Genomic DNA, 25,218 nt, shown 5'->3' with positions numbered 1-25,218 from the left:
CTCCCTCACACCGGGCTGATCAGGTGGTGACGACGGTGGCCGGAACGTTCCCAGCTCCCGGCCGCGCGCAGCCGGCCCAGCAGCTCGGCCCGCAGCGCCTCCGGCTTCACCACCGTGTCGACGTGCAGCTCACCGGCCAGCCGCAGCAGTGTGAAGTCAGCCGCCTGCTCGGCCACGCGCGCCTGCACGAACGCCTCGCGCTCGGCCGGATCCTCGATCGCCGCGATCTTGTTGGCGTACACCGCGTTCGCGGACGCCTCGGGCGACATCGTGCCGATCGTCGCGGTCGGCAGGGCGATCGTGGCCCGCGGCTCGAAGCCCGGCGCGCACATCGCGTAGAAGCCGGCCGCATACGCCTTGCGCAGCACCACGCTGAACTTCGGCACCTCGGCGCTCGCCATGGCCGCGACCATCTTGGCGCCGTGCCGGATGATCCCCTGCCGCTCCACCGCGACGCCGACCATGAAGCCCGGCACGTCCTGCAGGAAGACCAGGGGCACGTTGTACGCGTCGCACATCGAGATGAACCGCGCCGCCTTGTCGGCCGAGTCCACGAAGATCGCGCCGCTGCGCACCGACGGCTGGTTCGCGACGAGCCCGACGGTCTGCCCGCCCAGGCGCGCGAACCCGGTCACCATCTCCTCGGCCCACGCGGACTTGATCTCGAAGAAGCTCCCGGCGTCCACGAGCCGCAGGATCACGTCGCGCACGTCGTAGGCCGCGTTGGGGTCCTCCGGGATCAGGCCCTCGGGCCAGTCCGGGCTCTCGGGCGCCACGGCCTCGGCGCGGGCGGGAGCCGAACGCCAGTCGTCGGGCAGGTACGACAGCAGCAGCCGCGCCGCCGCGATCACCTGCCAGTCCTCGTCGAACACCTCGTCGCCGCAGCCGGAGACGGTGGCGTGCATGGTCGCGCCGCCCATCTCCTCCAGCGTCGTGCGCTCGCCGGTCACCTTCTCCGCGACCCGCGGCGAGGCCAGGTACATCGACGCGTTGCCCGCGACCATGCCCACCCAGTCGGTGAACGCCGGCATGTACGCACCGCCGGCGGCCGAAGGTCCGTGCAGGCAGCAGATCTGCGGCACCCGCCCGGAAAGCTTCACCTGCAGCTGGAAGATCCGCGAAGCCCCGCGCCGCCCGGAGAAGAACCCCAGCTGGTCGGTCAGGCGACCGCCCGCGGAGTCGACGAGGTAGAACACCGGCAGCAGATCGCGGTCGGCGCGCTCCAGGATGCGCACCTGCTTCTCGCACGTCAGCTCGCCCCACGACCCGGCCTTCACCGAGAAGTCGTGGGCGATCACGGCGACCGGCCGGCCCTCGACCGTGCCGACGCCGGTGAGCACGCCGTCGGCGGGCAACCCGTCGCCCGACGCGTCGGCGAGCAGGCCGTCCTCGACCCAGCTGCCGGGGTCGAGCAGCAGCGCGATGCGTTCCCGCACCGGGAGCTTGTTCGGCCAGCGGCTCGAATCGCCGCCCGCCAGCGCGACCTCTTCGGCCTTCTCGAGGTCGGCCGTCACCTCGCTCATCGCGCCGCCTCCTCCGTGACCACCAGGGTCTTCAGCGACGCCGCGAGCACCGTCTCGCCGCGCTGGTTGAGGATCCGGAACGCCGACGTCACCACGCCGCGGCCGTCGCCGCGCGGCGTCAGCTCGGTGACCTCGGTCTCGACGTGGATCGTGTCGCCCACGCGCACCGGCGTGATGAACCGCAGCTTGTCGATGCCGTAGAACGCCTTCATCGCCTCGGGCCAGAACGTGACCAGGCCCAGCGCGACCGAAAGCGACAGCGCGCCGTGCGCCACCCGCCCGCCGAACACCGGGTCGGCGCCGAAGTACTCGGCGTCGGTGTGCGCCGGGTGCCAGTCGCCGGTGAACATGGCGAACTGCACGATGTCGGTCTCGGTGATCGTGCGCGCCCGGCTGACGTGGGTGTCCCCCACCTTGATCCGGTCGAAGTACTCGGTGATCACGCGGCATCCCCTTCCGGCCGGCGGTGCATCAGGCCCGTGCGCTTGGCCCGGCAGACCAGCTCGTCGCGCTGGTTGTAGGCGCGGTGCTCGAACACGACGATCCCGGCGTTCGGCCGCGACTTCGACGCCCGGGCCTCCACGACCTCGCTCTCCACACGGATCGTGTCGCCGGCGAACACCGGCTTCGGGAACTCCACGTCGGACATCCCGAGCTGCGCCACGATCGTGCCCAGCGTCAGCTCGTACACCGAGAGCCCGACCACGAGCGCGATCGTGAACATGCTGTTCACCAGCGGCTTGCCGAACTCGGTGCGCGAGGCGTAGTCGGCGTCGAGGTGCATCGGCGCCGGGTTCATCGTCATGGTCGTGAACAGCACGTTGTCGGTCTCGGTCACGGTGCGCCGCGTCGCGTGCTGCACCACAGTGCCGACTTCCAGCTGTTCGAACCACCGGCCCGAAACCGGGCGATCGGTGTCTGTGCTCATCGTTTTCCTTCCGTACCCAGTCAGAGCCTGCCGAACCGCGGCGCTCTCCGCTCGGCGAACGCGGCCAGCCCCTCCCGCGCGGTGGGGCCGGCCAGGTGCGCGAGCAACGTCTCCCGCTCCGCGGTGATCGCGGCGGCGGGTTCCTCGGCGAGTGCCGTGCGGTGCAGGCGTTTCATGCCGCGCAACGCGTCGGGCGCGTGCCGGGCGAGGCGCGCGACGAGCGCTTCGACGGCGTCGTCGAGCTCGGCCGCGGGCACCGCGCTGCTCACGAGCCCGAAGCCCGCGGCGGTGGCGCCGTCGACGATTTCCCCGGTGTAGAGCAGCCGGCGGGCGATCGCCGGCGCGACGGCGTGGGTCAGGCGCACCGAACCGCCGGCACCGGGCAGCAGCCCGTACTCGAGGTGCCGGTCGCCGATCTGCGCGGTCTCGCTGACCACGGCGAGGTCGCAGGCCAGCATGATCTCGCAGCCGCCCGCCACCGCGTAGCCGTCGATCACGCACACGGACACGAACGGCGCGGCTTCCAGCCGGTCGAGCGTCACCCCGATGGAGGTGATGTACTCGCGCACCGCGGCCGGGTCGTCCAGCACCGAACGCAGGAACTTCAGCTCGGCACCGGCCGACAACGTCCCGCCCCGCCCGCGCACCACGACCACCGAGCAGTCCCCGGCGGCCGTGATCGCCTGGTCCAGACCGGCGATCACCTCGGGGCTGAGCGCGTTGCGCGTGGCCTCCTGGTCGATCGTGATCCGGCCGACGGGACCGTCCACACTGAACTCGACGGCCTCACTTCCTGATGACAATGCCCGCCGCCTCCCGGTCCCACAGCTCGCCGACGCGGTCCGCGGCGGCGGTCTTCAGCTTGTACTTCTCGATCTTCTCGCTCGGCGTCTTCGGCAGGCCGTCGATGAACTCCAGGTACCGCGGCACCATGAAGTACGGCATCCGCTCGTCGCAGAACGCGATGATCTCCTCGTAGGTGGCGCTCGCACCCTCTTCGAGCACGACGTACACCATCAGGTCGTCCTCGCCCAGCTCGGAAGCCACGGGCACCGCCGCGGCCTCGAGGATCGCCGGGTGCTTGCAGACGATGGTCTCCACCTCGTAGGCGGAGATGTTCTCGCCGCGGCGGCGGATGGCTTCCTTCTTGCGGTCGGAGAAGAACAGGTACCCGTCTTCGTCGAGCCAGCCGCGGTCGCCGGTGTGGAACCACAGGTCGCGCGTGGCGCCGACGGTGGCGTCGGGCATCTTGTAGTACTCCAGCATGGTCATGCCGGGTTCGTTGGGGCGCAGGCGGATCTCGCCCACCTCACCCGTGGGCACGGCGCGACCCTCGTCGTCGACGATCTGCACGCTCATGTCCGGGCGCACGCGTCCGGCCGACGGCACCTTCTCCGGTGAGTCGTCCGGGCTGAACACGGTGACCGCGCAGTTCTCGGTCATCGCGTACACCGACGTCACGCGCGTGCCGTAGCGCTCCAGGAAACCCTGGGCCAGCTCGCGGGAGTTGGGCACCATCATGCAGATCCGCACGGAGTGGTCGCGGTCTCGCTCCGACGGCGGCTGCTGCCAGATGATGTTCGCCATCGCGCCGAGGCAGTTGAACACCGTCGCCTTCGACTCGCGGATCTGCGACCAGAACCGGCTGGCCGAGAAGTGCGGGTAGAGCGCCACGGACGCCTCGGCCCACAGCGCGGCGTAGACCGTGTACCAGAGCGCGTTGCCGTGGAACACCGGCAGGCAGGTGTAGAGCACGTCGTCCTGGCGGTAGGAGTTGAGCGACGCCATCTGGTGCCCCACGGCGTGGCCCTGCGCCTGCGGGCAGATCGCACCTTTGGACGGCCCGGTGGTGCCGGAGGTGTAGAGGATCAGGTGCGGGTCGTTCCAGCGCACGGGTTCGGCCGGCCGCGGTGGCTCGGGTGAGGCCTGGCCGAGGTCGGCGAGGTCGTGCGTGGTGATCCCGTCGAGCGCGGCCAGCTGCGCCGGGTCGGAGCCGAGCCCCAGCACCGTGCGCACGGCCGGCACCTCGGGCAGCACGGCGGCGACGCGCGCGAGCAGGTCACCGGCCACGCACACGGCCGTGGAGTCGGACTGGTCGAGGAAGTAGCGCAGCAGCTCGCCCTTGGCGGCGGTGTTGAGCGGCACCGCCACGGCGCCGAGCTTGCCCAGGCCCCAGAGCGTCCACAGGAACTCCGGGCCGTTGGGCATCATCATCGCCACGTGGTCGCCCCGCGCGATGCCGAGCGCGGCGAACCCGTTGGCGTAGCGGTTGGTCATCTCGTCGAGGTCGCGGTAGGTGAAGGTGCGCCCCGCCCAGTGCAGGAACGGGCGGTCGCCGACGCGGGCGGCTTTGTCGGCGAGGATGTGCGCGGTGGTCCTCTGGTCGATCTCGTAGTAGCGCATCTTCGGGCTGCCTCCAAGTCTCGCCTCCGGACGCTAACCGCACGGGCGCGATCGGTCAACAAACAGTTGTTGCACTCGTTCTGCCCATCGACTCGTCACTCGCCGTAGTGTCTAATGGGCGGGTGTCCGAACGAGCCACCGACTACGTCACGCCCATCGTCGAGATCGCTGCGAGCCTGTTCGCCCGAAAGGGCTACCACGGGACCTCCATGCGCGACATCGGCCGGGAGGTCGGCGTGCACGCCGGAAGTCTCTACGTGCACATCCAGAGCAAGGAGGACCTGCTCGAGGCGATCGTGCACAGCATCATGGAACGCTCCGAGCGGGACATGGAGGAGATCCTCGCCGCCGGCGGCACCGCCACCGAGCAGCTGCGCCAGGTCGCCGCGCGCGACCTCAAGCTGATCGGCGAGAACAAGGAGTTCGCCACCGTCTTCTTCCACGAGTGGCGCAACCTCAGCGAACCGCGCCAGCAGGCCGTGATCGCCAGCCGCGACCGCTGGGAAACGGGACTGCGCAGCATCATCACCCAGGGCATCGAAGCGGGCGAATTCCGCGAAGCGGACCCGCGCATCGCCGGCATCGCGCTCACGAGCATCCTGAATTGGGCGTATGTCTGGTATTCCCCCGACGGATCACTCACCACCGAGGAGCTCGCGGACCGCTTCGCCGACCTGCTGATCGAAGGCCTGCGCGCGCACTGAACCGCGGCCTGTGGTCACGGTCTCGCGAGGCGCGCGCCCCCGGCTCGCGGACCTATGATCGCGGCATGCTCGAACTCTCCCCCGACCAGCTGCTGTCCACCACGCGCGCGGTGCGCAAGCGCCTCGACTTCACCCGCGACGTGCCCGACGACCTCATCCGCGAATGCGTCGCCCTCGCCCTGCAGGCCCCGGCCGGCTCGAACGTCGTCACGGCCCGCTTCGTGGTCGTGCGCGATGAAGCCAAGCGCCGCGCCATCGGCGAGATCTACGGCTCCGTCTACGCCCAGTACAAGGCCTCGCCACACTACCCGGGCAACAACCCGGGCGCCACCGAGCGCGACCGCGCGCAGTCCCGCCTCGCCAACTCCGCCGACTACCTCGGCGAGCGCATGGGCGAGGCCCCCGTGCTCGTGTTGGCCTGCAACGAGGGCCCAGATCGCGCCTCCGCGACGGCCGGCATGTCCAACATCCTGCCCGCCACATGGAGCTTCATGCTCGCTGCGCGCGCCCGCGGCCTCGGCACCGCGTGGACCTCCATGCACGTCGCCCGCGAAAAGGATGTCGCCAACCTCCTCGGCATCCCGTACGAGACCGTTGCGCAGGCTGTGCTGACGCCGCTGGCGTTCACGAAGGGCACGGACTTCCGCCCGGCGCCCCGCCCGGCTCCGGACGAGGTGACCCACTGGGACCAGTGGTAGCCGAGTGGTCCGGGCGGGCTCGCGCTCACCCGGACCGGCCCCGGCTTCACGGCTGGTAGGTGCAGATCGCCCCGATCGAGTTGGAGTTCTCCGCCACGATCTTGCCGTCGACGGTGATCTTGCAGGTGTTGTCGTTGTCACCGAGGTCGAAATCGACCGGGCGGACGGTGACGGCGGTCCAGGCGAGGCTCTCCAGGGACACCGTCTGGGTCCACTTTTTCTCCGCCGGAAGCACTTCTTGGGAGTGCTCGGTGAAACCGGCGTTCCAGCCCAAGTTGGACTTCGCCCCGGTCGTCACGTCGATGACGATCGTGTGCCCGCTCGCCGCGGCCTCCGCGGCCGTGCTGCCAGGCGCGGACTTCGCGGTCGTGCTGCCAGGCGTGGCCTCCAGATCGTGAACCGCCGCGCGCCCGACCCCCGTGCGGCGCGTCGTCCGCCGCGTCCTTGACCGCCGCACCGAACGCAACCGTCCACACGACACAGATCACGAGACCGATCGCCGACAGGACGACGGCGGTGATCGCCATGCCCTTGTTGTCGGCCTCGCCCTTGTTCGCCCGCGTGATGCCGACGACGCCGAAGATCACGCCGAGGATCGTGAGCGGCCAGGCGATCACGCCGACCACCGGGATGAACGCGAACAGCAGCCCGACCAGGCCGAGCACGGTTTTCCTCTTCCGACGGGACACTCCGCGCGACCGGTCCGGTCACACATCGTTCCCTCGATCGCCACTCGGCGGCTCTTCGCAACAAGGCCCTCATCGTGTGGCAGGTCACGAACCGGGCATCGGTGATCCCGCGCCCTTTTGGTCGTGCAGCTCGGAGGCGTCCGGGTGAGCGGAGCGCTGTCCACGTGGAGTGAGAAGACGCGGTGTAAGCCACCCGAATGGAGCAGTCGCCGTGATCATGCCGTGTCCACGGCGTTCACCGCGGTCGCGGACTTCTGCCGTGCCGTTTCGCCGGATTGGCGCTTCAGGCCTTCCGGGGTGGTGTTCCGGTTTGCGAACCAGGACACCACCCCGGCGTTCGCGGCCAGCCGAGGTGGACTCGGCCTTGCCGGAGGCGACACGAGGATCGCCTCCGGCAAGGCCCGAGCGGGAACGACTGCCGGTTCCCGGAGAAGTGTCAGTCGACGTCCATCGCATCGTCCTGCTCTGCTCGCCTGACGTCCTCCTGCTGTTTTTGCGAATTGGCGAGCCGGTCGCGCAGCTCCTGCGGCGAGATACCGAGGCGCTGGGCCATGGATTCCTCTTGGCGCTGGCGTGCGTAGTCCTCCGGCTTCTGGCCGGGCGCCGGTTTATCGGTGCGGTTGGCCTCGGCGGCCGCGTGGTTGTTGTCGTACTCCTGCGCCCTGCGCTCATCCGCCGGGGTCCGGTGGTCGTACGTCCGTTCGATGGCCGCGTCCTCCTCGGCCTGGGTCGGGTAGTGGCCGGAACGCGCGGTGTCGCGCGCCAGGTGCATTTCCGCGGTGGCCCGCACGTCCGGGCCGGGGGTGTGCGTCGTGCCGCCCTGCCGGTCGCTGTACTCGATCGGCCGGTCCCGCATGTGGTCGACCATGCGGTGGTAGGAATCGTCGGCGATCCGGCCCTGGGTGGTGCCCGCGGTCGGCCGGAAGCTGTCCCTTTCGGGTGCGGGCTCCATCGACGCCACCCGCTCCGGTTCGTTCGGCGTTTTGTCCTTGCTCACAAAAGCCGGGTTGGGCTCGGTCTTTTGCACGAAGCGCGGTTCGTCCGGGGTCTCGTCGTAGCTCTTCCAGTTCGGGTTCTTGTCGAGAACCGGCTTCATGTGCTGGTTGGCGTAGGTCAGCTGGTTCATCTGGATCGCGTTGCCCGGCCGCCCCTCCTGCACCGAGTTCTCGAGCGATTCGCGGTAGCCCCTGGCATCGACTCCCGAGCCGTCCGGCTCGACCCGGTTGCCGGTCCCGATGTTGTCCCGGTGCGCCTGGAAGGACTCCTGGTAGGCGGGCGCGTCGTCCTCGATCCGTTTGGCGGTGGCGGACTCGCCGCGCTTGAAATCGGGCGCGAGCGCGTGGTAGCCGATCGGGTGCTCGGACTGATGGGTGTGGTCGCCGTTCAGCTCGGGCTTGCTGTGCGGCCAGGTCGGGTCGTTCTTCATGTCGTCGTAGTACTCGTTGTTCAGCCGTTTCTGCTCGGCCTTCGTCTTGCCGTAGGTGCCGTCCGGCGGGACCCTCGGCGGGTTCGGCTTCTTCGGGGGCTTCGTGTACGGCGTCTGGCCTTGTTTGGCAGCCTTCTTCTTCGCCGCGGCGCACGGGGTCGCCTTCGGCATCAGGCCCAGCGGGTCGGCCAGCGCAGTCGGGTTGAGCACGTACGCCTGCGAGTCCGGGCCCGGGTCGAGGCCGAGCGGGTCGTGCGAGAGGTACCGGCCGGTTTCCGGGTCGTAGTATCGGTTGACGTTGTAGTGCAGCCCGGTTTCAGCGTCGTGGTACTGGCCGGGGAAACGCAGCGGGGTCGTCGCGCCACCGGCGGCGGAGAGGACTTTGCCCCAGAGTGTGGCCTGCCGGTGCCAGGCCACCTCGCCGCGCTCGTCGACGAGTTCGCTGGGCGCGCCGACGAGGTCGGTGACGATCGCGTGGAACCGTTCGTCCGCGGTGCCGAGAACGCGCTGGGTCTGGGCGAGCGCACGGCCGGTGTCGGGCGAGAACTCCCACACGGTCGCGACCTGCGGCCGTCCGGGTCCACTGTGGACCTGTTCGGCGATGGTGCCCCCGTCCCAGGCGAACTGGACCTGTTCGGTGATCCGGCCGTCGGCGGCGAGCCGTTGCTTGGCGACGCGGCGCCCGAGAGCGTCGTAGCGGTAGTGCCAGTGCTCGCCGTTCGGGGTGACAACCGCGGTCAGGCGGCTCTCGGCGTTCCACCGGAACTGCCACTGCGGGCCTCCGGCCCCCGTGCCCCGAAGCGTGGTGCGGCCTTCGGGGTCGTGGGCGAAGCGCAGCGCTCCCGCCGACGCGAGGAGCGTGCCGCGGTACTCCCGGGGTCCGGCGGACGGCGTGCCGGGAGTCTGCGCCTGGGCGATGGCGCCGGACGAGTGGTAGGCGTAGCTCTCCTGCCAGCCGTGGCCGGCGACGGAGCGGACCCGGCCACTGCGGTCGACCTCGAACGTCCGTGGGCCGGACAGCGCATCGGCGACCGAGGTGAGGTAGCCGTCGGCGAGGTAGCTGTATTCGCGGTGCTGCGTCGTGCGCGCGCCCGCGACGACGCTCTGCGCGGTGAGGTGGTCGCCGGAGTCCCAGCTCTGGCGCAGCTCCACGGCACCGAAGCGGCGGACGCGTTCACGGCCGGCCAGGTCGTGGTCGAATCCGATGGTGCGGCCCGCGGCCCGCAGCGCCACGAGGGTGCCGGCCGGACCGTAGTCGAAGCTCGATTCGGCACCGGACGGCGTGCGCCGCAGCCCGCGCCGGCCCAGCGCGTCGTACTCGGAACACACCGGACGGCCGTCGATGGTTTCCGCCACCACCCGCCCGAGTGCGTCGTAGGCGAAGGTAACTTCGGCGTCCGCGTTACGGGCGGCGACGAGCCGACCGGCCGAGTCGTACGCGAAGGTCGCGACGTCGCTGCCGGTCGTGCGGCGGACGACACGGCCCATCGTGTCCCGTTCCAGCTGCGTGGTCTCTCCTGCGCCGTTGGTACGGGCGATGACATCGCCGGCCGCGTCGTAGCGGTAGGTGAGTGTGCGGCCGTTGAAGTCGGTCTCGCGGACCAGGTTGCCGGCGGCGTCGTATTCGTAGCGCCACACGAAGCCTTGTTCGTTGGTCATGGAGACCAGCCGCAGCTCGGTGTCGTAGGCGAACTCGATGCGTTGCCCGTCCGGGCCTGTCTCCGCTACGGGCAGGTCGAACTGCGCGTACTCGGTGCGGGTCCGGTTGCCGCGCGGATCACTGCGGTCCTGGGTGTTGCCCGCCGCGGCGTCGCGCGACTGCCAGGTCGCGCCGTCAGGGCCGATCACCTCGGCCGGCTCGTCGCCGCCGGCCCAGCGGTACCGGGTGACCGCGCCCAGCTGGTCGGTGACGGAGGTGGTGCGACCCAGGTCGTCGTAGGTGTAGCGGACGACGGCGCCTTCCTCGTCGACGACGGTCAGGGGCCGGCCTGCGGGGTCGGACTCGATTCGGGTGGTGCCGCCGAGCGCGTCGGTGATCAGCGTGAGGTTGCCGCGTTCGTCGTAGCCGAAGGTGGTCCGGGCGCCGAGCGGGTCGACGACGGCGGCGGCCTTGCCGCGTTCGTTGTACTCGTACCGCCAGGTGGCGCCGTCCGGGCCGATCGCGGCGGACGGGCGGCCGAGCTCGTTGTACTCGGTCAGCGAGCGTGTGCCGTCCGGCGCGGTGACGGCCGTGACGCGACCGGCCTCGTCCCGTTCCCAGCGGGTCTGGCGGCCCAGCGGGTCGGTGCGGGTGAGCAGCCGGCCGTGCTCGTCGTACAGGAACGTCGTGGTGTGGCCGAGCGGGTCGGTCTCGGCGATCACGTCGAGCCGGTCGTCGAGGTGGAACCGCCGCACGGCGCCGAGCGAGTCGGTGACGGTGGTGACGAGGCGCTCGCGGTCGTACTCGATGGTGCAGTCGAGGTAGCCGCCGGTGCCGCTCGCGCGCACGACGCGGCCGGCGCTGTCGAACCCGTAGCCGTACCAGCGGCCGTTGACGTCTTCCCACCGGATGATGCGGCCGTCGGCGTCGTAGGTGAACCGCGTGGGCGTGCCGGCCTGGTCGACGATCTCGGTGAGCCGGCCGCGTGCGTCGTAGGAGTAGGCCGCCAGCACGGTGCCGTCCTGGGCGCGGAGCGCGGTGATCCGGCCGTCCGCGCTGTCGAACAGCACGCTGGTGCCGGAGGAGTGGACCATTGCGACGGGCACGCCGTTTTCGTCGCGGACCACCTCGATCCGGTTGCCGTCGCCGTCGCCGATCGTCGTGAGCGGACAGACGCCGGACCCGTTGTCGGTGAAGAACAGGGAATGCGACTGGTCGTCGTCGGTGACGAGATAGCCACCCTCGAACCGGGAGAGTGACCGGGCGGGGCCGGCGACTGGCAGCACAGGGTCGTCGGCCGGGACGGGATACGTCTGGATACTGCCGTCGGCCAGCGCGATGTGCAGGCCGTCGTCCCCCACCTCGATCCGCTGGTCCACTGTGGACGCCCAGGTTGGGCCGAAGAACCGGCCGGCACGGTAACACGACAGGTGCGTGCGCGAGACCTCCAGCGGTAGCGCGCCGGGCACGACCAGGTCGGTCTGGGTGAGCATCATCCAGCCGGTGGCGACGTCGATCGGGTCACCGCAGTCAGTGCGGTCCTTGACCGGGGTGCTGTTCTCGTGCGGATCGGCGTTGCTTGCCTTGAGGCTCTTCGTGTCGGGGGTGCCAGTGCTGTCGTCCTTGGGCAGGCCGCGACTCCCGCCGCCGAACGAGGGCACATCCCCGGCGGCTCCGGTACCGTCGGGCGACTTGGACGCGTGGGTCGTGTCGTCACCCGCCTTCGAGCCTGCCGGCGGGGCGCTGTCCTTTGACCCGTCACCGGTGTAGCCGGAGGCCTTCGTTCCTTCGTCGGCGCCGCCGGCTTTGCCGGCAGGTGGCGGCGTGTAGTCCCTCGAGCCGCCGCCGCTATAACCCGACGCCTTCGTTGCCTCGTCCGCACCACCAGCCTTGCCGGGCGGCGGCGTATAGTCCTTCGAGCCGCCGCCGCTGAAACCCGACCCCTTCGTTGCCTCGTCCGCACCACCAGTCTTGCCGGCCGGCGGCGTGTAGTCCTTCGGGCTGCCGTCGTAACCCGAAGCGTGGGTTCCGTCGTCAGCGCCCGACTTGCCCGGTGGCGGTGTGTAATCCTTCGGATTGCCCTGATAACCCGAGGCCTTCGTCCCACCCCCGGTGTCGCCACCACCCGACTTCGCGGGCGGCGCCTTCGGCGTTCCGCTCAGCTCCCCCGTCTTGCCCGGGCCCGCGATCTTCCCGCCCTTGATGTCCTTGAGGCCCTTGCCCACGTCTTCGAACAGCTGCCCCGTCTTCTTCAGCATCGGGGCCAGCGCCTTCAGCGCCTTGACGAGGCTCGTCACCAGCTTCGAGATCTGCGTCGCCGTCTTCGCGACGTTCTCGGCCACTTCGGGGATGACCCATGAGAGCCCGATGCCCAGCGTCGCCGCCACCTGCAGCGCCCAGCTGATCATGTGCCCGATCAGCTGCGAGATGATGTCGCGCACGAGCGTCCGCACGGCGGCCACGATCTCGCCGCCCTTCTTCACCCCGCTGGCCGCGCCCTCGCACCCCTTCGCCGCCGCCTGCAGCGACGCACTCAGATCCTGCGCCCGCTGCCGGTAGGCATCCGCAGCGGCGCCCGACCACGACTGCAGATCCGCGTTCACCTCGTCGGTCAGATCCGTCGCGACCGCGCCCAATTCCTTCGCGACGTTCGCCAGCGTCTCCGACTGCGCCTGGATCTGGTCCGCGTTGCCAGTCAGGCCGTTGAGCGCCTCTTTCAACGGCCCCACGTGTTCCAGCAGCCAGCCCACGCCGGCCGCCAGGGCCGCGCCGAACGGGTCCATCGCCGCCGACAACATGTCGAGCCCTGTCCCGACGGCACCCATCGCGACCGACGCCCAGTCACCCGACTCGATTCCCTGGGCCAGACTGTTCGCGTCCTCCAGCAGGGAGATTCCCGAATACGCCTTGGTCGAATCCTTCGTGGGCACGATCAACGGATTGCTCACTTCGACACCCCTCCTATGCCGGCGAGCGAAACTGCCGGGACAATCAGAAATTGAGAAGAAAGACAGGCACAATTCCGGGCGACAACGCAGCCGGGAACTCAGCCATTGTTTTCGGTCGGCATCAGCGACCGTCATGGCAATTCGCTCGTGGTTGCGGCCGGCCTGAAAAGCCGGCCGCAGCCACGGAATACCTCGACCCAGCACGACGTCCACTGTCCTCAGTGGACGTCGGGGATCACCAGGGGTTGTTGTCCTGCTCGTCGGGATCGATGCCACCCGGGCGGCGCGGGGCCGTCGGACCGGGCGGGGCGGCGGGCGGCGGGGTCGCGGCACCACCGGCCGGCGGCGCGGGCGGCGGCGGGGTCGGAGCCGGGGGCTCCGGCTCGCCCGGGCCGTCCTCGGCCTCTTCGAGGTTCGGGAAGCGGCTGCGGAGGTTACCCAGCATCAGGCTGCGGGTGTCCTGGTCCTCGTCGCCGAGGTTCTCGGTCATGACCTCGGCCACGCGCTGGGTGATGCCCGACTGGGCGCGCCGCATGGTGTCGAGCACCATGCGGGCCAGTTCCTCCGGCGGCATGGTCCGCGTCTTGGACCCGAAGACCAGGTCGGACACGACCCCGTCGGCGCCGACGGTGACCCTGACGGTGCCGTCGGGGCTCGACGCCGTGAGACGCAGCCGTTCGGTCTCCTGCTGGGCCGCCGCGTAGCGCTCGGCCTTGCGGGCGAAGCCCGCCGCCCACTCGTCCATCCGCCGGATCGCCTCGTCGGGGTCCCTGATCAGGTCACCCAACCCTCCCGCACTGGTCATGGTGTTCGTACTCCTCGATCTGCCTGCTGCTGAACTGTTCGGGTGGCGCCGGGCGGACCTCGCCCGGCGCCACGGTGTCACCCGCTACTCGGTGACCGTGCCGATCCGGAACGACGACGGGTTCACCACGGGCTCGTCGGGCACCGTGGTGCCGACCCGGAACCTCGGCTGCTCGGGCGCGAGCGGCTCCGCGGCCTCCCTCGGCACCGTCGTACCGATGCGGGGCGACAGCGGCTCCTGCAACGGCTCACTCGGAATCGTCGTCCCGATGCGCGGCGACAGCGGCTCCTGCAACGGCTCACTCGGAATCGTCGTCCCGATGCGCGGCGACAGCGGTTCGCTGCCGGACGGGTAGCTGCTCGACGAGTAGCCGTCCGAGCCCCCGTTGGTCAGGCCCGCGGCGTCGTCGCTGCCGGCCAGCTGCTTGAGGAACGGCTGCGCCTCCTGGGAGTCGCCGTCCTGGTACGCCTGCGCCGTGGTGCGGACGTTGTCCGCCGTGGTCTGCATGCCCTCGGCCGCGGCGCTCACCGCGTCCTTGGCCTGCTGCCCCGTCGGGTTCACGATCGGCGGGAGAAACGCGCACAGCAGGCCGTAGGCGTCGTCGCTCAACGCGTAGTCCGCCGCCTGCACGGCGTTGTTCAGCCGGTCCACGAGCCCGTCGAGGTGGCTGGCGTGCGCCGTCAGCTCGTCGGGTTCGACGTCGAAGCCTCCGCTGGTCATCCCCGCCTCACTTCCAGTCCTTGTTCTTCCAGTCACCGATCACCGGCGGCGCGACGACCTCGTCCGGAGCGAAGAAGCTCGGGTCGTCCGACTCCACGTAGTCGGCGATCTTGTGCTCCTTGTCCTCCGGGCCCTTGCCGCCCTTCTGGCCAGCACCCATGCCGCCCATGCCCGGCGACCCGGCCGCGCCCTTGGCGCCCGCCTGCGCGGCACCGCCACGCGCGGCCAGCTCCTCCTCGGTCGCCGCGGCGCCGGAACCGGCACCCGCGCCCGCCGCGGAGCCCGCGCCACCGAGGCCCGCGCCCTTGATGCCGGCGCCACCACCGATGCCGCCGATCCCGGCACCACCGGCACCGCCGCCACCGCCGAGGCGGCTGCTGATGCTCTCGCCGTTGATGCCGCCACCACGGCCGATGGTCGGGATCTTGCCCGAGCCGCCGCCGATGCCGCCACCGGAGCCGCCGAGCGAACCGCCGCCGACGCCCGTGCCAGGGTTGAACGGCGGCGGGGTGAAGCCCGTGCCCGAACCCGAACCGCCGCCCAGGCCACCGCCGCCGACACCGCTGCCCGGGTTGAACGGCGGCGGGTTGAAGCCGCCTCCGCCGCCGACCCCGCCACCGGCGGGACCGTCGGGCACGTTCAGCGGCGGGGGCGTGAAGCCCGAGGTCTTCGTGGTCTCGTCGGCCGGCAGGCCGGAGCCGCCGCCGAAGCCGCCGCCACCCAGGCCACCGCCACCGACGCCACCGGGGCCGTCGGGCACGTTGAGCGGAGGCGGGTTGAAGCCACCGCCACCACCCGCACCGCCGCCGGCGCCGCTTCCGGAACCGCCGCCGAGGCCGCCGCCACCGACACCACCCGGGCCGTCGGGCACGTTGAGCGGAGGCGGGTTGAAGCCGCCGCCGGCGCCACCGCCGGCACCGCCACCCGCGCCGCCGCCGGCAGCACCCCCGGCACCGCCGCCCGCGCCACCTCCGGCGCCGCCGATCGGCAGGCCGTCGGGGCCGATCGGGCGCCCGTCGGGGCCGACCGGGAGACCTTGGCTCCCGGCACCGCCACCGCCGGCGCCGCCCGCGCCGCCGCCGCCGTTCGCGCCGGTCGAGCCAGGAAGCTTCGGCGGAGCCGCGAACGCCGGCGTGACGACGGCCGCGCCGATCGTGTGGTCGTACTGCGTCATCAGCTGCGCCGCCTGCTGGCGCGCGGCCTGCTGCTCGGTGAAGGTCGCCATCGCCTTGGACGCCTGCGCGGCGTACTCGGTGGGGTCCTTGATCTGCTGCAGCTGCGCGTTGGCCTGCTGCACGTCGAACTGCACCGGTGGGTTCGCGGCCATCGCGATCTGCGTCTCGTTCAGCGCCTGGGAGTGGATCTCCTGCTGGCGCCCGGCCAGGGTCGCGCCCTGGGCGGTGGTGCCGAGCCACTTGCCGACGTTCGCGAGGTGCTCGCGCGCCGCGTCGCCGCCGGCGCCCTGCCAGTTGCTCGTGCTCGCGTTGATCGCGTTCGCGAGGTTCTGCTGGTGCGTGGCCAGGTCGTTGCCGACGCGCACCCACTCCTCCGACGACTCGGCGACGGTGGCCGAGTTCGCCTGCTGGGTGATGGCCTGCTGCATCTGCTCGTGCGTCGCCTGCGACCAGTCGGTGTAGGGCGCGCCGTCGTTCTGGCGCAGCTGGAGACCGTCGTGGAGCTCGGACTTCGCCTCCACGAGCCGCTGCTCGTAGAGCTCCTGGATCTTCTGGTTGCGCACGTTCGGGTCGACGACGGGGCCGAGCCAGCCCTGGGCGATCTCGTCGTCGATCTCCTTGGTCGCCTCGGCGCGGATCTGGTCACCGGAGGCGACGTCGTCCGGCTTGACCGGGCCGACGTAGTACTTCGACGACGAGTCGGCCGTCACGTCGTAGTAGGGGCTGTGCGGGTCGTAGTCCGGTGACGACGGGTCTGAGACCGCCGAGGTGGACGGGTCGGTTGTCGTGGCCACGAGATCCTCCTCAGGTCAGCTCGTCGACGGGGAGACGGTTGATCGTGTCGCGCGTCCCGGCTTCGGTGTTGCTGTAGTTCTGCTTCGCCAGCTTGATCGCCTCGACATACGTCGGGAACTCGTCGCGCGCGGCCTGCAGCTGCGTGAGCAGGCCCTGGGCGTCGCTGGCGGTGTTCAGCATGTGGGTCGACACCCATTTGCCGGTCGCGGTGGAGGACATGGCCGGGGCCGTGCCCAGCTTCTGCAAAGCGTCCCACCGCGCCTGAAGGGTGTCGATCACACCTTCGAGCGCTTGGATCATCTGGTTGCCGGTGGTGTCGTCCACCGCGAAACTTCCGGTCTGCGCCAATCGCTTCAGCTCGGTCCCGGACAACTGCGGCATCACTTCACGCGCAGTCATCTTCGCCGGGGTCGCGTCGTCGGCCACCGGGTCTCCCTCCTCTTGGTGCGCGCGCGTCAGTAGACGGCGGCGATGGCGTTCTGCACGGCGCGGGCCACTTCGGACCGCCCTGCGGGGACGTACTTCGCGCTCAGTTCACCGGCCTCGCCGGCGGTGGTGTGGACCAGGTAGCGGCCGTCCTGCGTGTCGAGCCAGCTCAGCGGGTCGGCCGCACGCAGCTCGCCGTGCCGGCCCCAGCCGGTGACGGTGAGGTGGCCGCCGCCGAGGCGCGGCGCGGCCATGACGCGCTCGAGCACCTCGGTGCTGCCGGGCGTCGGCGTCACGCGGGGGTCGGTGCGGCTGGGCCGCACGGTCCCGCGGACCTCGATCATCCCGAACGCGTCGGTCTCTTCCTCGTCCTCGGCCGCCTCGGCGATGCGCCGCGCGGTCATCGCGGACACGGCGCGCGTCGCCTGCCGGCTGACCGTGTGGGCGCCGGTCGTCGCGGCGCGCGCCGGGGGCAGCACGCCGGTGACGACGTCGACGAGGTCCTCGTCGGCGAAGAGCGAGAACAGCAGTTCGTCGGTGCGCGGGTTCTGCGTGATCCCGAGCGCCTGCCGGCCGTCGCTCAGCGCGAGCACCGCGATGTCGGCGCCGACACCGTCGACCCCCGCCACCGCGACGGAGACGCGCGGCCGGGCGAGCAGCCCGAACGCCGTCTGCACATGGGGGCTGAGCTCGCCGTGGGTGGAGAGCCGCTTGTCCTCCATCGCCCGGTAGACCTGAGTCGCCACGCGGACGAACCGGATGGGATCCGAAGGCACCGTGCCGATTCGCAACGGGTACTGGCGGATGTCACCGCCGGTTGCCTGGCTGACCACAAGAGCTTCGAAGACGTCGAGAACGAACTCGAACCTGTCCGCCATACCCGAGAGCTTCCTTCCCCACGGCGGGTCGTGCACGGCGCTGCGCCGCGGTCCGGACACCTGCGCCAAAAGGGGCGCAGATGTCACTGATCGGAGCGTAGCAGTCCTGGTGTGGCGGGAAATCACCACTCGAACCGGTGCCCGAAAGACCATCCGTCCGTGTCAACCCGGGCACGGCCTTCGTGCCCTTCCGCACCCATCACGTGGGCCGGAGCCGATTCGGTTCACCGCTGCCGGGAAAAAGTTCGCGGACTTCCCAGGAGGCGCCGAAACGGGGTTCGTTCAGGTTCGTTCCGGCGGCCTCAGCCCAGCCGTGCCTGGTACACGCGGAGGTTGAGCCGGACCAGTTCCAGCAGTGGTACGGACACCCCGAGCGCGTGCGCCCGCTCCACGAGGTCGCCGAAGATCTGCTCGCCCTCCACGGGCAGCCCGGCCGTGAGGTCGCGGTACAGCGAGGGCGCGCGCGGGGAGCCGACCTCGGTCACGGAGCCGCGGGCGTTTTCCAGGGCGGCCGCGTCCAGCGGGTGCCCGGAGGCCGCCGCGACGGCCGCGCACTCGGCGACCACGGCCTCGGCGAACGCGATCCCGCCCGGCTGCCCGGCGACGTCGCCGACGGTGCCGCGCATGAGCGAGGTCACGGCGCCGATCGAGGCGATGAACACCCACTTCGCCCACATCGCCGCCGTGATGTCCGGGGACAGCGCCGTGTCGAAGCCCGAACCCGACAGCAGTTCGTGTACCTCGGCGAGCCCGGCCGGCGCCGGCTCGGTGCGGGCGCCGTAGGTCAGCGACTGGAGGTCGAACAGGCGGCGGATGTCGCCGGCACCGTCCACAGTGGTCATCACGATCGCGACGCCGCCGAGCACCCGCTCCTCGCCGAAGCGGGCCACGAGCGCGTCGAGGTGGCGCAGGCCGTTGAGCACCGGCAGCACGAGGGTGTCCGGCCCGACCGCCGGCGCCACGTCCTCGATCGCCTGCTCGAGCCCGGCGGCCTTGACCGTGAACAGCACGAGGTCGTACGGCTCGGTGAGCTCGCCGGCGCGCACGAGCTTCGGGGTGAGCACGGTCTCCTCGCCGAGCCCGGTGATCCGCAGGCCGCGTTCCATCAACGCCGCCGCGCGCCCGGGGCGCACCAGGAAGGTCACGTCCCGGCCGGCCTGCACCAGCCGGCCGCCGAAGAACCCGCCGGTCGCACCGGCACCCACCACCAGGATTCGCTTCGCGCTCGTCACCCGTCCGACACTAGGCCCCTGGCTTGCCTAGGACAAGTCAGGGTCGGCGCAGTCACACTCGAGCTTCGCCGGGGTCTTCGGATCAGGCGCCGACGACGCCGTCGACGCCCTCGCGCAGGAAGTCGGCGTGGCCGTTGTGCCGGGCGTACTCGTGGATCAGGTGCAGCATCATCAGCCGCAGGGAGACGTCCTCGCCCCACCGCGCGTTGTACGCGACGACGTCGAGCGACTCGGCGGCCGCCTCGATCCGCCGCGAGTGCTCGACCTCGGCCTGCCACGCGGCGAAGGCCTCGGCCCGCGTGCCGTCGGTGGCGTCGTAGGCGGCCTGGTAGTCGCCGTCGGCCGACCAGACGAGCGGCACGTCCTCGCCGCCGATCACGCGACGGAACCAGGCTCGCTCGACCTCGGCGAGGTGGCGCACGAGCCCCAGCAGTGACAGCGTCGAAGGCGGCATCGACTGCCGGCGCAGCTGCTCGTCGGAGAGCCCGTCGCACTTCATCGCGAGTGTCGCGCGGTGGAAGTCGAGGAACGCGCGCAGCATCTCCCGCTCCCCCGCGATCGCCGGCGGCCCGATCCGTTCCGTCGCCACGGCTCCCCCTTAACCCGATGGCCCGTCCGGCCTCAGGCTACCGGCGCGTCGAGGTGCTCCAGCAGGGCCGCGACCTTGTCGTCGAGCTCCCGGCCGACGGCCGTCACCGCCGGGTTGCCGAAGCTGCCGAAGCGGCTGCTCGGGAGGTCGACGGTGAACCACGTGGCACCGTCGGCATCCTCGTGGATCGTGGTGCGCAGGGGCGCGTAGAGCATCACGCCGGGCTCGTGGACGAACATCCGCTGCGCGATCGTGTGGTTGCCCATCAGGTACTCCGTGCACGGGCGCGCGGGTGCGGCGAGGCTCATCAGCGCGCCGACGTCGGTCTCCCAGTACCGCAGGAATCCGAAGGGCGCACTCGCGTCGGCGGCCGCCCGGACGTCGGTCCAGCTCGGGCCCTCGGCCACCAGCCGCGCCAGCTCGTCTCCGGGCAACTTCGGCACAGCCTCTTCGTACCGCGCGCGGAACTGCGCGAACGGCGCCGCTACCGGCACCTCCAGCCGCACCGCCTCGTGCGCGACCCGGCGTACGGACATGAGCCCTCCCGTTCCCTGTGGACTGCCTGCTGTGGACTGTCTGTTACGGACTGTCTGTTACGGACTGTCTATTGTGGATTGGCGCGGCGGCAGATCTCCAGGAACACCAGCGGGGCCAGCACGAGACAGCACCCGCCGACCACGGCCGCGACGAGCACGGTCGCCGCGGCCAGCCCTTGCGCGAGCGAGAGCAGGCCGACGACGATCACCGGGCCGCCGAGGCCGAGGTAGCTGACCACGAAGTAGCTGCCGATCACCGCGCCGCGTTCGGCCGGCGGCGTCACGACGGTGAGCTCGGCCAGCGCGCCGGTGAACACGAGCCCGTGGCCGGTTCCCGTGCCGAGCATCGCCGGCACCACGAGCCAACCGACGCCGGCCTCGTTCGCCACGACCAGCAGCGCCAGGCCCGCGGCGAGCACGACGAGCCCGATCGCCTGCGCGGACGTGGGCGCGAGCCTGCCCGCGCCGAGCTGGACGAACCCGGGCGTGGCGATCATCAGCGTCAGCGCGCCCGCCGCGATCGCGAGGTTCGCCGAGCCGAGCAGGCCCGACACGAGCGAGGGCACGACGGCGGAGAACATCCCGAGCACCGCCCACGCCAGGAACGAGCACGCGCCGGCGATGACGAACGTCCGCCGGACCACGGGCGGCACGCCGAGCCGCGGCCGCCACCGGCGTTCCGCTCCCGAGCCCGCGGCGCGCGGGGTCCGGACCACGAGCAGCACCACCAGGCCGACGGCCACCGCGTGGACCAGGAACGACAGCTGCCGCGGCAGCGGGCCGTACTGCGCGAGCAGCCCGCCCGCCAGCGGGCCGAGCGCGAGCCCGAACGTGACGCACGCCGTCGCCGTCCGCGCGGCCCGGCGCTGGCCGCGCGCGTCCTGCCCGGCGCTGTCGTTGAGCATCGCCTGCGCCGCCGCCGCGCCGGCACCCATGCCGAGCCCCTGCAGGACGCGGGCCAGGAACAGCCAGCCCGTGCCCGTGGCGAGCACGAAGACGAGGTCGCCGGCGAGGAACGCGACGAGACCGCACAGCATGAGCGGCCGGCGCCCGACGGCGTCGGACAGCGGCCCGGCCACCAGCAGCGCCGGCACAATCACCGCCACCGCGACCGCGTAGAGCAAGGTCTGGATCATCGCGGAGAAGCTGAACGTGGTGCGCAGCAAGGCATACAGCGCACTCGGCAGGTTGTTGCCCACGTACAGCGCGGCCAGCGTCGCCGCACCGGCGGCGAACGCCCCGCGCGCGGCGGAAACGGGCACCTCCGCCAGACGTGGCTGCGACATGCCCGCACGGTAGAACGTTGACTTGTTCCGCGCAAGCCAGCTTCGGGCCGCGAGAACGACCGAGGGGCGCCCGGCGGGTGCGCGGACGCCCCGGGAAACGGGGTCAGCTCACGGGTTCGGCGAGCGGCACGGGTTCGGGCGAGCGCCACGGCCGGTACCAGCGCATGTCCTCGCGCCGCATCGGTTCGCCGCACCCGTCGCACGTCGTGCCCGGGCGGGTGCGCGCCCCGCAGGCGTCGTGGACGATCAGCATGGGTTCCGCGGGCGGGTCGGACCGGGTGTGCTCGTCGCCCCACTCGGCGAGGGACAGCAGTACCGGCAGCGCGTCGGCGCCGGCCTTCGTCAGGCGGTACTCGTGACGCGTGCGGCCGCCTTCGCGGTACGGCACGCGCGTGAGCAGTCCCGCTTCGGTGAGTTTGGCGAGCCGGGTCGTCAGCACGTTGTCGGCGATGCCGAGCTCGTCGCGGAACTCGTCGAAGCGCGTGGTGCCGGTGGTGGCGTTGCGCAGGATCAGCAACGTCCACGGTTCGCCGAGCACGTCGACCGCCCGGGCGATCGGGCACGCGTGTCCGGACCACTGGATGCGTCGGGCCATCACCGCTCCCTTCCTTCCGCCGCACCGCGTTCGCTGGCTTTCGCGGCGCAAGCCGTCACCGACCGTAGCACGGGACGAGCCGGACTGGACCATTCGGCCGAGCACAGCGGCTTCACAGCAACACACAGGAAACAGACAGGTGGAATCCGGTGCAACGCAGGGGTTCCGCGGCGTTGTCCCGGTATGGCAAGACGGCTGAGATGGACGCTCGCCGCCGCGGGGCTCACCGCGACGGTCCTCACGACAGCGGTCGTCGTCACCGCGAGCACGCGGCACATGACGACGATGCCCGCGGCGCAGACGCTGCCGCCGCCCTCGTCCTCGCCGCCGACCACGAGCGAACCGCCGACGTCCTCGACGACCCCGTCGGCTCCGGCCACCTCGGAGACTCCCCTGCCCGACCCCTCGGTCGTGGCCGACGACGTGACCGACGCGGTGAGCGCCGCGTCGAAGGGCACGAAGGTCGGGCTCGCGGTGTACGACACGAAGACGGGCAAGACCCTCGCGCTCGCCGACCCGGAAACCCCGTATTACACGGCTTCCGTGGTGAAGCTGCTCATCGCGCTCGACTCGCTGTACGACGACGGCACCTGGCAGGTCCCCACCGACGACACCGCCGACGAGCTCACCGACATGATCTCCGGCAGCAACGACGCCGTCGCCGACAAGCTGTGGGAAGCCGACGGCGGGACCGCGATCGTCGGGCGGATGGCCGACCTCATCGGGCTTTCGCACACGCTCGAACCGACGGACCCTGGCCAGTGGGGCATGACGAAGATGAGCCCCGACGACGTGGTCACCACCTACCGCTACCTCACCGACACCGTGCCCGATGCCACGGCACAGCCCCTGCTCACCGCGATGGCCGACGCTCGCCAGCCCGCCGACGACGGCTACCCCCAGTACTTCGGCATCCCCGACGGCCTGCCTGGCGCGACGTGGGAAATCAAGCAGGGCTGGATGATCCTGCGCTCGGCCCTCGTGCTCAACACCACCGGGATCGTCGACTCGCGCTACGTCGTGGTGCTGCTGACGCAGCAGCCGGCCGCCACGTCGTCGGCGAAAGGCCGCGCCGCGGTGACCGCGGGCATCAAGGCCCTGGCGCCGGCACTGGCCGCCTGGACCGCGGGCTGACCGGTCGGCGGCCGGAAGCTCTCAGTCGGTCCGGACCACGGCCCGCCGGGCCCGGTCGATGTCCGGACCCCGGTACAGCCGCTCCGGAATGGACGCCAGCGTCGACTCGCGCACCTGCGGGCCCAGGCCGTAGAGCTTCTGGAAGCTCATGATCAGCGGGCGCCACGCGTCGGGGTCCACGTGGTCCTCGGTGCCGGGCAGGCGGATGTCGTCGTGGACGAAGACGCGCTGGACGCGGACCTCCAGGCCCAGGACGGAGCCGTGCTGGGCCTCGTCGTCGGCGGCGAAGGGGTGGGTGGCCTCGAGGACGGCCTCCATGGCCACCGGGCACTCGGCCACGCGCGGCGGCGCGACCGTCTCGGACGGCACCGGGGTGAGGCCCGCGCGGCCGAACTTGTCGGCGACGTGGAAGTAGCCGCGCTGCTGCTTGCCCGGTGGCACCGGGTCCGAACCCGTCGTGAGCGCGAGCTTGTCGACGGCCGCGGCGAGAGCGGAAGAAGGCAGGTTCAGCACGCATTCACGCGTGCGCAGCAGGTTCTGGGTGGTCTTCGAGCGCGCGCCCAGGCCGAGCATGGCTCGCCAGCCGAGCCAGAACGCCGAGGACATCGGGGCCAGGTTTGCCGAACCGTCCTCATTGGTCGTGGAGATCAGCACCACGGGGGTGCCGAAGTACAGGATTCCGGGCTCGATGGCCGTGTGCAAGGGAAACGTCGTGGTCACGTCCCCCAGTCTGCGCACGCGAGGGCCCCGCGGCTGGCGGGAAACGGACGTCGCGATCACGCCCGTTCCCCGCCGGCCGCACGGTTCAGGCGATGCCCGCCGCCAGCAGTGCGCGCCGCGTCAGCACGCGTGCGAGGTGCCGGCGGTACTCCGCCGACGCGTGGGGCTCGTCGGGCGGCGAGGTGTCCTCGGCGGCGAGCGCCGCGGCCTCGTCGGCCGAAGCGCCGTCGGCCAAGGCTTTCTCCGTCGCCGCGGCCCGCAGCGGGGTGCCGCCGAGGTTGATCAGCCCGACGGACTTGCCCACCACCGCGACGCCCACGATCGCCCAGTCGATGTTGCGGCGCGTGAACTTCTCGAAGCCCCAGCCGAGCCCGGCCTGGCTGGGCAGGCGGATCTCGGTCAGCAGCTCGTCCGGTTCCAGCGGCGTGGTGAACGGGCCCAGGAAGAACTCCGCGGCCGGGATCCGCCGCTCCCCCTCCGGGCCGCGCGCGACGAGCACGCCGTCGGACGCGAGAATCACCGCGGGCAGGTCGGCGGCCGAGTCGGCATGCACCAGCGAACCGCCGAGCGTGCCGCGGTGGCGCACCTGCGGATCGCCGACGGCGCCCGAAGCGTGCGCGACGAGCGGCGCGTGCTCGGCGAGCACGGGGTCGCCTTCGAGGTCGTGGTAGCGCGTCAGCGCGCCGATCACCACCTCGTTCCCGTCGAGCCGCACGAACTTCAGCTCGTCGAGCGGCGCGATGTCCACGACGATCTCGGGTGCCGCGAACCGCAGTTTCATCAGCGGCAGCAGCGAATGCCCGCCGGCGAGCAGCTTCGCGTCCTCGCCGTGCTCGGCCAGCAGCGCCAGTGCCTCGTCCACAGTGGACGCCCGGCGGTAGGAGAACTCGGCGGGGATCACCGGTCCACCTCCTGGCCCGACGCTTCGACGACGGCGCTCACGATGTTGTGGTAACCCGTGCAGCGGCACAGGTTCCCCTCGAGCGCCTCCCGGACCTCGCGTCGCGACGGCCGCGGGTTCTCCTTCAGCAGCGACACCGACGCCATCATCATCCCCGGCGTGCAGAAGCCGCACTGGAGCCCGTGCTGCTCGCGGAACGCTCGCTGCACGGGGTGCAGCTCGCCGTCGTCACCGGCCAGACCCTCCACTGTGGTCACTTCGTGGCCTTCGGCCTGCGCGGCCAGCACCGTGCACGACTTCACCGACTCGCCGTCGAGCAGGACCGTGCAGGCGCCGCACGAAGTGGTGTCGCAGCCGATGTTCGTGCCGGTGAGCCCGACGGTGTCGCGCAGGTAGTGCACCAGCAGCGTCCGGTCCGGCACCTCCCCGGCCGTGGTCCGGCCGTTCACCTCGATGGAGACCCGCACG

Annotated in this window: 24 protein-coding genes; 3 read left to right on the top strand and 21 right to left on the bottom strand. The window is 71.2% G+C overall.

Going from position 1 to position 25,218, the window contains the following annotated elements; translation table 11 throughout:
- Positions 1-5 precede the first annotated feature (5 nt).
- The 5 genes from ACFY1H_RS06455 to ACFY1H_RS06435 are packed head-to-tail and all read right to left on the bottom strand — an operon-like array spanning position 6 to position 4,854.
- Positions 6-1,523 carry an acyl-CoA carboxylase subunit beta gene (locus tag ACFY1H_RS06455; protein WP_386945056.1) on the bottom strand — a complete coding sequence of 506 codons (1,518 nt, stop codon included), beginning with the start codon at positions 1,521-1,523 and terminating at the stop codon, positions 6-8.
- Positions 1,520-1,966 (bottom strand): MaoC/PaaZ C-terminal domain-containing protein, encoded by a 447-nt coding sequence (locus tag ACFY1H_RS06450; RefSeq protein ID WP_366576772.1) that lies wholly within the window; start codon positions 1,964-1,966, stop codon positions 1,520-1,522. Before ACFY1H_RS06450 ends, ACFY1H_RS06455 begins: the two co-directional genes overlap by 4 nt.
- Positions 1,963-2,451: a MaoC family dehydratase gene (locus ACFY1H_RS06445; protein ID WP_366576774.1), complete on the bottom strand. Its 489-nt coding sequence runs from the start codon at positions 2,449-2,451 to the stop codon at positions 1,963-1,965. The genes ACFY1H_RS06450 and ACFY1H_RS06445 overlap by 4 nt, the downstream gene beginning before the upstream one ends.
- Positions 2,452-2,471: 20 nt before the next feature.
- Entirely contained in the window at positions 2,472-3,221 is a 750-nt protein-coding gene (locus ACFY1H_RS06440; RefSeq protein ID WP_386945054.1) for an enoyl-CoA hydratase/isomerase family protein, read from the bottom strand.
- Positions 3,222-3,237: 16 nt separating this feature from the next.
- On the bottom strand, positions 3,238-4,854 hold the full coding sequence (locus tag ACFY1H_RS06435; RefSeq protein ID WP_386945052.1) for an ATP-dependent acyl-CoA ligase: 1,617 nt from the start codon (positions 4,852-4,854) through the stop codon (positions 3,238-3,240).
- A gap of 122 nt (positions 4,855-4,976) precedes the next feature.
- On the opposite strand from ACFY1H_RS06435, the gene ACFY1H_RS06430 reads away from it, so the two are divergent.
- Entirely contained in the window at positions 4,977-5,558 is a 582-nt protein-coding gene (locus ACFY1H_RS06430) for a TetR family transcriptional regulator (RefSeq protein ID WP_386945050.1), read from the top strand.
- 65 nt (positions 5,559-5,623) lie between these two features.
- Positions 5,624-6,256, top strand: a complete 633-nt coding sequence (locus tag ACFY1H_RS06425) for a nitroreductase family protein (protein WP_386945049.1) — start codon at positions 5,624-5,626, stop codon at positions 6,254-6,256.
- A 46-nt stretch (positions 6,257-6,302) separates the two neighbouring features.
- Here the strand turns inward: ACFY1H_RS06425 and ACFY1H_RS06420 are convergent, their stop codons facing one another.
- The 13 genes from ACFY1H_RS06420 to ACFY1H_RS06360 form a co-directional block, all read right to left on the bottom strand.
- Positions 6,303-6,458, bottom strand: a complete 156-nt coding sequence (locus ACFY1H_RS06420) for a hypothetical protein (RefSeq protein WP_386945047.1) — start codon at positions 6,456-6,458, stop codon at positions 6,303-6,305.
- Positions 6,394-6,921, bottom strand: a complete 528-nt coding sequence (locus ACFY1H_RS06415) for a DUF4190 domain-containing protein (protein WP_386945045.1) — start codon at positions 6,919-6,921, stop codon at positions 6,394-6,396. Before ACFY1H_RS06415 ends, ACFY1H_RS06420 begins: the two co-directional genes overlap by 65 nt.
- A gap of 460 nt (positions 6,922-7,381) precedes the next feature.
- On the bottom strand, positions 7,382-13,171 hold the full coding sequence (locus tag ACFY1H_RS06410; RefSeq protein ID WP_386945043.1) for an RHS repeat-associated core domain-containing protein: 5,790 nt from the start codon (positions 13,169-13,171) through the stop codon (positions 7,382-7,384).
- A gap of 22 nt (positions 13,172-13,193) precedes the next feature.
- Positions 13,194-13,763, bottom strand: a complete 570-nt coding sequence (locus tag ACFY1H_RS06405; RefSeq protein ID WP_366576788.1) for a YbaB/EbfC family nucleoid-associated protein — start codon at positions 13,761-13,763, stop codon at positions 13,194-13,196.
- An 84-nt stretch (positions 13,764-13,847) separates the two neighbouring features.
- Positions 13,848-14,483, bottom strand: coding sequence for a type VII secretion target (locus ACFY1H_RS06400; protein WP_386945041.1), 636 nt, complete (start codon positions 14,481-14,483; stop codon positions 13,848-13,850).
- A 7-nt stretch (positions 14,484-14,490) separates the two neighbouring features.
- Entirely contained in the window at positions 14,491-16,452 is a 1,962-nt protein-coding gene (locus ACFY1H_RS06395; protein ID WP_386945040.1) for a hypothetical protein, read from the bottom strand.
- 10 nt (positions 16,453-16,462) lie between these two features.
- Positions 16,463-16,879 carry a hypothetical protein gene (locus tag ACFY1H_RS06390; RefSeq protein WP_386945038.1) on the bottom strand — a complete coding sequence of 139 codons (417 nt, stop codon included), beginning with the start codon at positions 16,877-16,879 and terminating at the stop codon, positions 16,463-16,465.
- A gap of 29 nt (positions 16,880-16,908) precedes the next feature.
- A complete protein-coding gene (locus tag ACFY1H_RS06385) occupies positions 16,909-17,757 on the bottom strand; it encodes an ESX secretion-associated protein EspG (RefSeq protein ID WP_366576792.1) in 849 nt (282 codons plus the stop codon).
- Positions 17,758-18,059: 302 nt separating this feature from the next.
- Positions 18,060-18,989, bottom strand: a complete 930-nt coding sequence (locus tag ACFY1H_RS06380) for a 2-dehydropantoate 2-reductase (protein ID WP_366576794.1) — start codon at positions 18,987-18,989, stop codon at positions 18,060-18,062.
- 82 nt (positions 18,990-19,071) lie between these two features.
- Positions 19,072-19,578: a DinB family protein gene (locus ACFY1H_RS06375; protein WP_386945035.1), complete on the bottom strand. Its 507-nt coding sequence runs from the start codon at positions 19,576-19,578 to the stop codon at positions 19,072-19,074.
- A gap of 32 nt (positions 19,579-19,610) precedes the next feature.
- On the bottom strand, positions 19,611-20,114 hold the full coding sequence (locus ACFY1H_RS06370) for a DUF302 domain-containing protein (protein WP_366576797.1): 504 nt from the start codon (positions 20,112-20,114) through the stop codon (positions 19,611-19,613).
- 68 nt (positions 20,115-20,182) lie between these two features.
- A complete protein-coding gene (locus ACFY1H_RS06365) occupies positions 20,183-21,400 on the bottom strand; it encodes an MFS transporter (protein ID WP_386945033.1) in 1,218 nt (405 codons plus the stop codon).
- A gap of 103 nt (positions 21,401-21,503) precedes the next feature.
- The gene (locus ACFY1H_RS06360) at positions 21,504-21,995 is read right to left on the bottom strand and encodes a helix-turn-helix domain-containing protein (protein WP_366576801.1); all 492 of its coding nucleotides are present in this window, start codon (positions 21,993-21,995) and stop codon (positions 21,504-21,506) included.
- Positions 21,996-22,178: 183 nt separating this feature from the next.
- Here ACFY1H_RS06360 and ACFY1H_RS06355 point away from each other — a divergent pair, with 183 nt between their 5' ends.
- Positions 22,179-23,129 carry a hypothetical protein gene (locus ACFY1H_RS06355; RefSeq protein WP_366576802.1) on the top strand — a complete coding sequence of 317 codons (951 nt, stop codon included), beginning with the start codon at positions 22,179-22,181 and terminating at the stop codon, positions 23,127-23,129.
- A 21-nt stretch (positions 23,130-23,150) separates the two neighbouring features.
- Here the strand turns inward: ACFY1H_RS06355 and ACFY1H_RS06350 are convergent, their stop codons facing one another.
- From ACFY1H_RS06350 to ACFY1H_RS06340, 3 genes are all read right to left on the bottom strand, one after another.
- Positions 23,151-23,849, bottom strand: coding sequence for a flavin reductase family protein (locus tag ACFY1H_RS06350; RefSeq protein ID WP_366576803.1), 699 nt, complete (start codon positions 23,847-23,849; stop codon positions 23,151-23,153).
- Positions 23,850-23,934: 85 nt separating this feature from the next.
- On the bottom strand, positions 23,935-24,750 hold the full coding sequence (locus ACFY1H_RS06345; RefSeq protein ID WP_366576805.1) for a xanthine dehydrogenase family protein subunit M: 816 nt from the start codon (positions 24,748-24,750) through the stop codon (positions 23,935-23,937).
- A complete protein-coding gene (locus tag ACFY1H_RS06340) occupies positions 24,747-25,217 on the bottom strand; it encodes a (2Fe-2S)-binding protein (protein WP_366576807.1) in 471 nt (156 codons plus the stop codon). The genes ACFY1H_RS06345 and ACFY1H_RS06340 overlap by 4 nt, the downstream gene beginning before the upstream one ends.
- Position 25,218 lies beyond the last annotated feature (1 nt).

The sequence above is a fragment of the Amycolatopsis sp. NPDC001319 genome (assembly GCF_042896185.1).
Classification (GTDB): Bacteria; Actinomycetota; Actinomycetes; order Mycobacteriales; family Pseudonocardiaceae; genus Amycolatopsis.
Note: the sequence above shows the minus strand (reverse complement) of the source record. Positions and strands in the feature narration are given on the sequence as shown.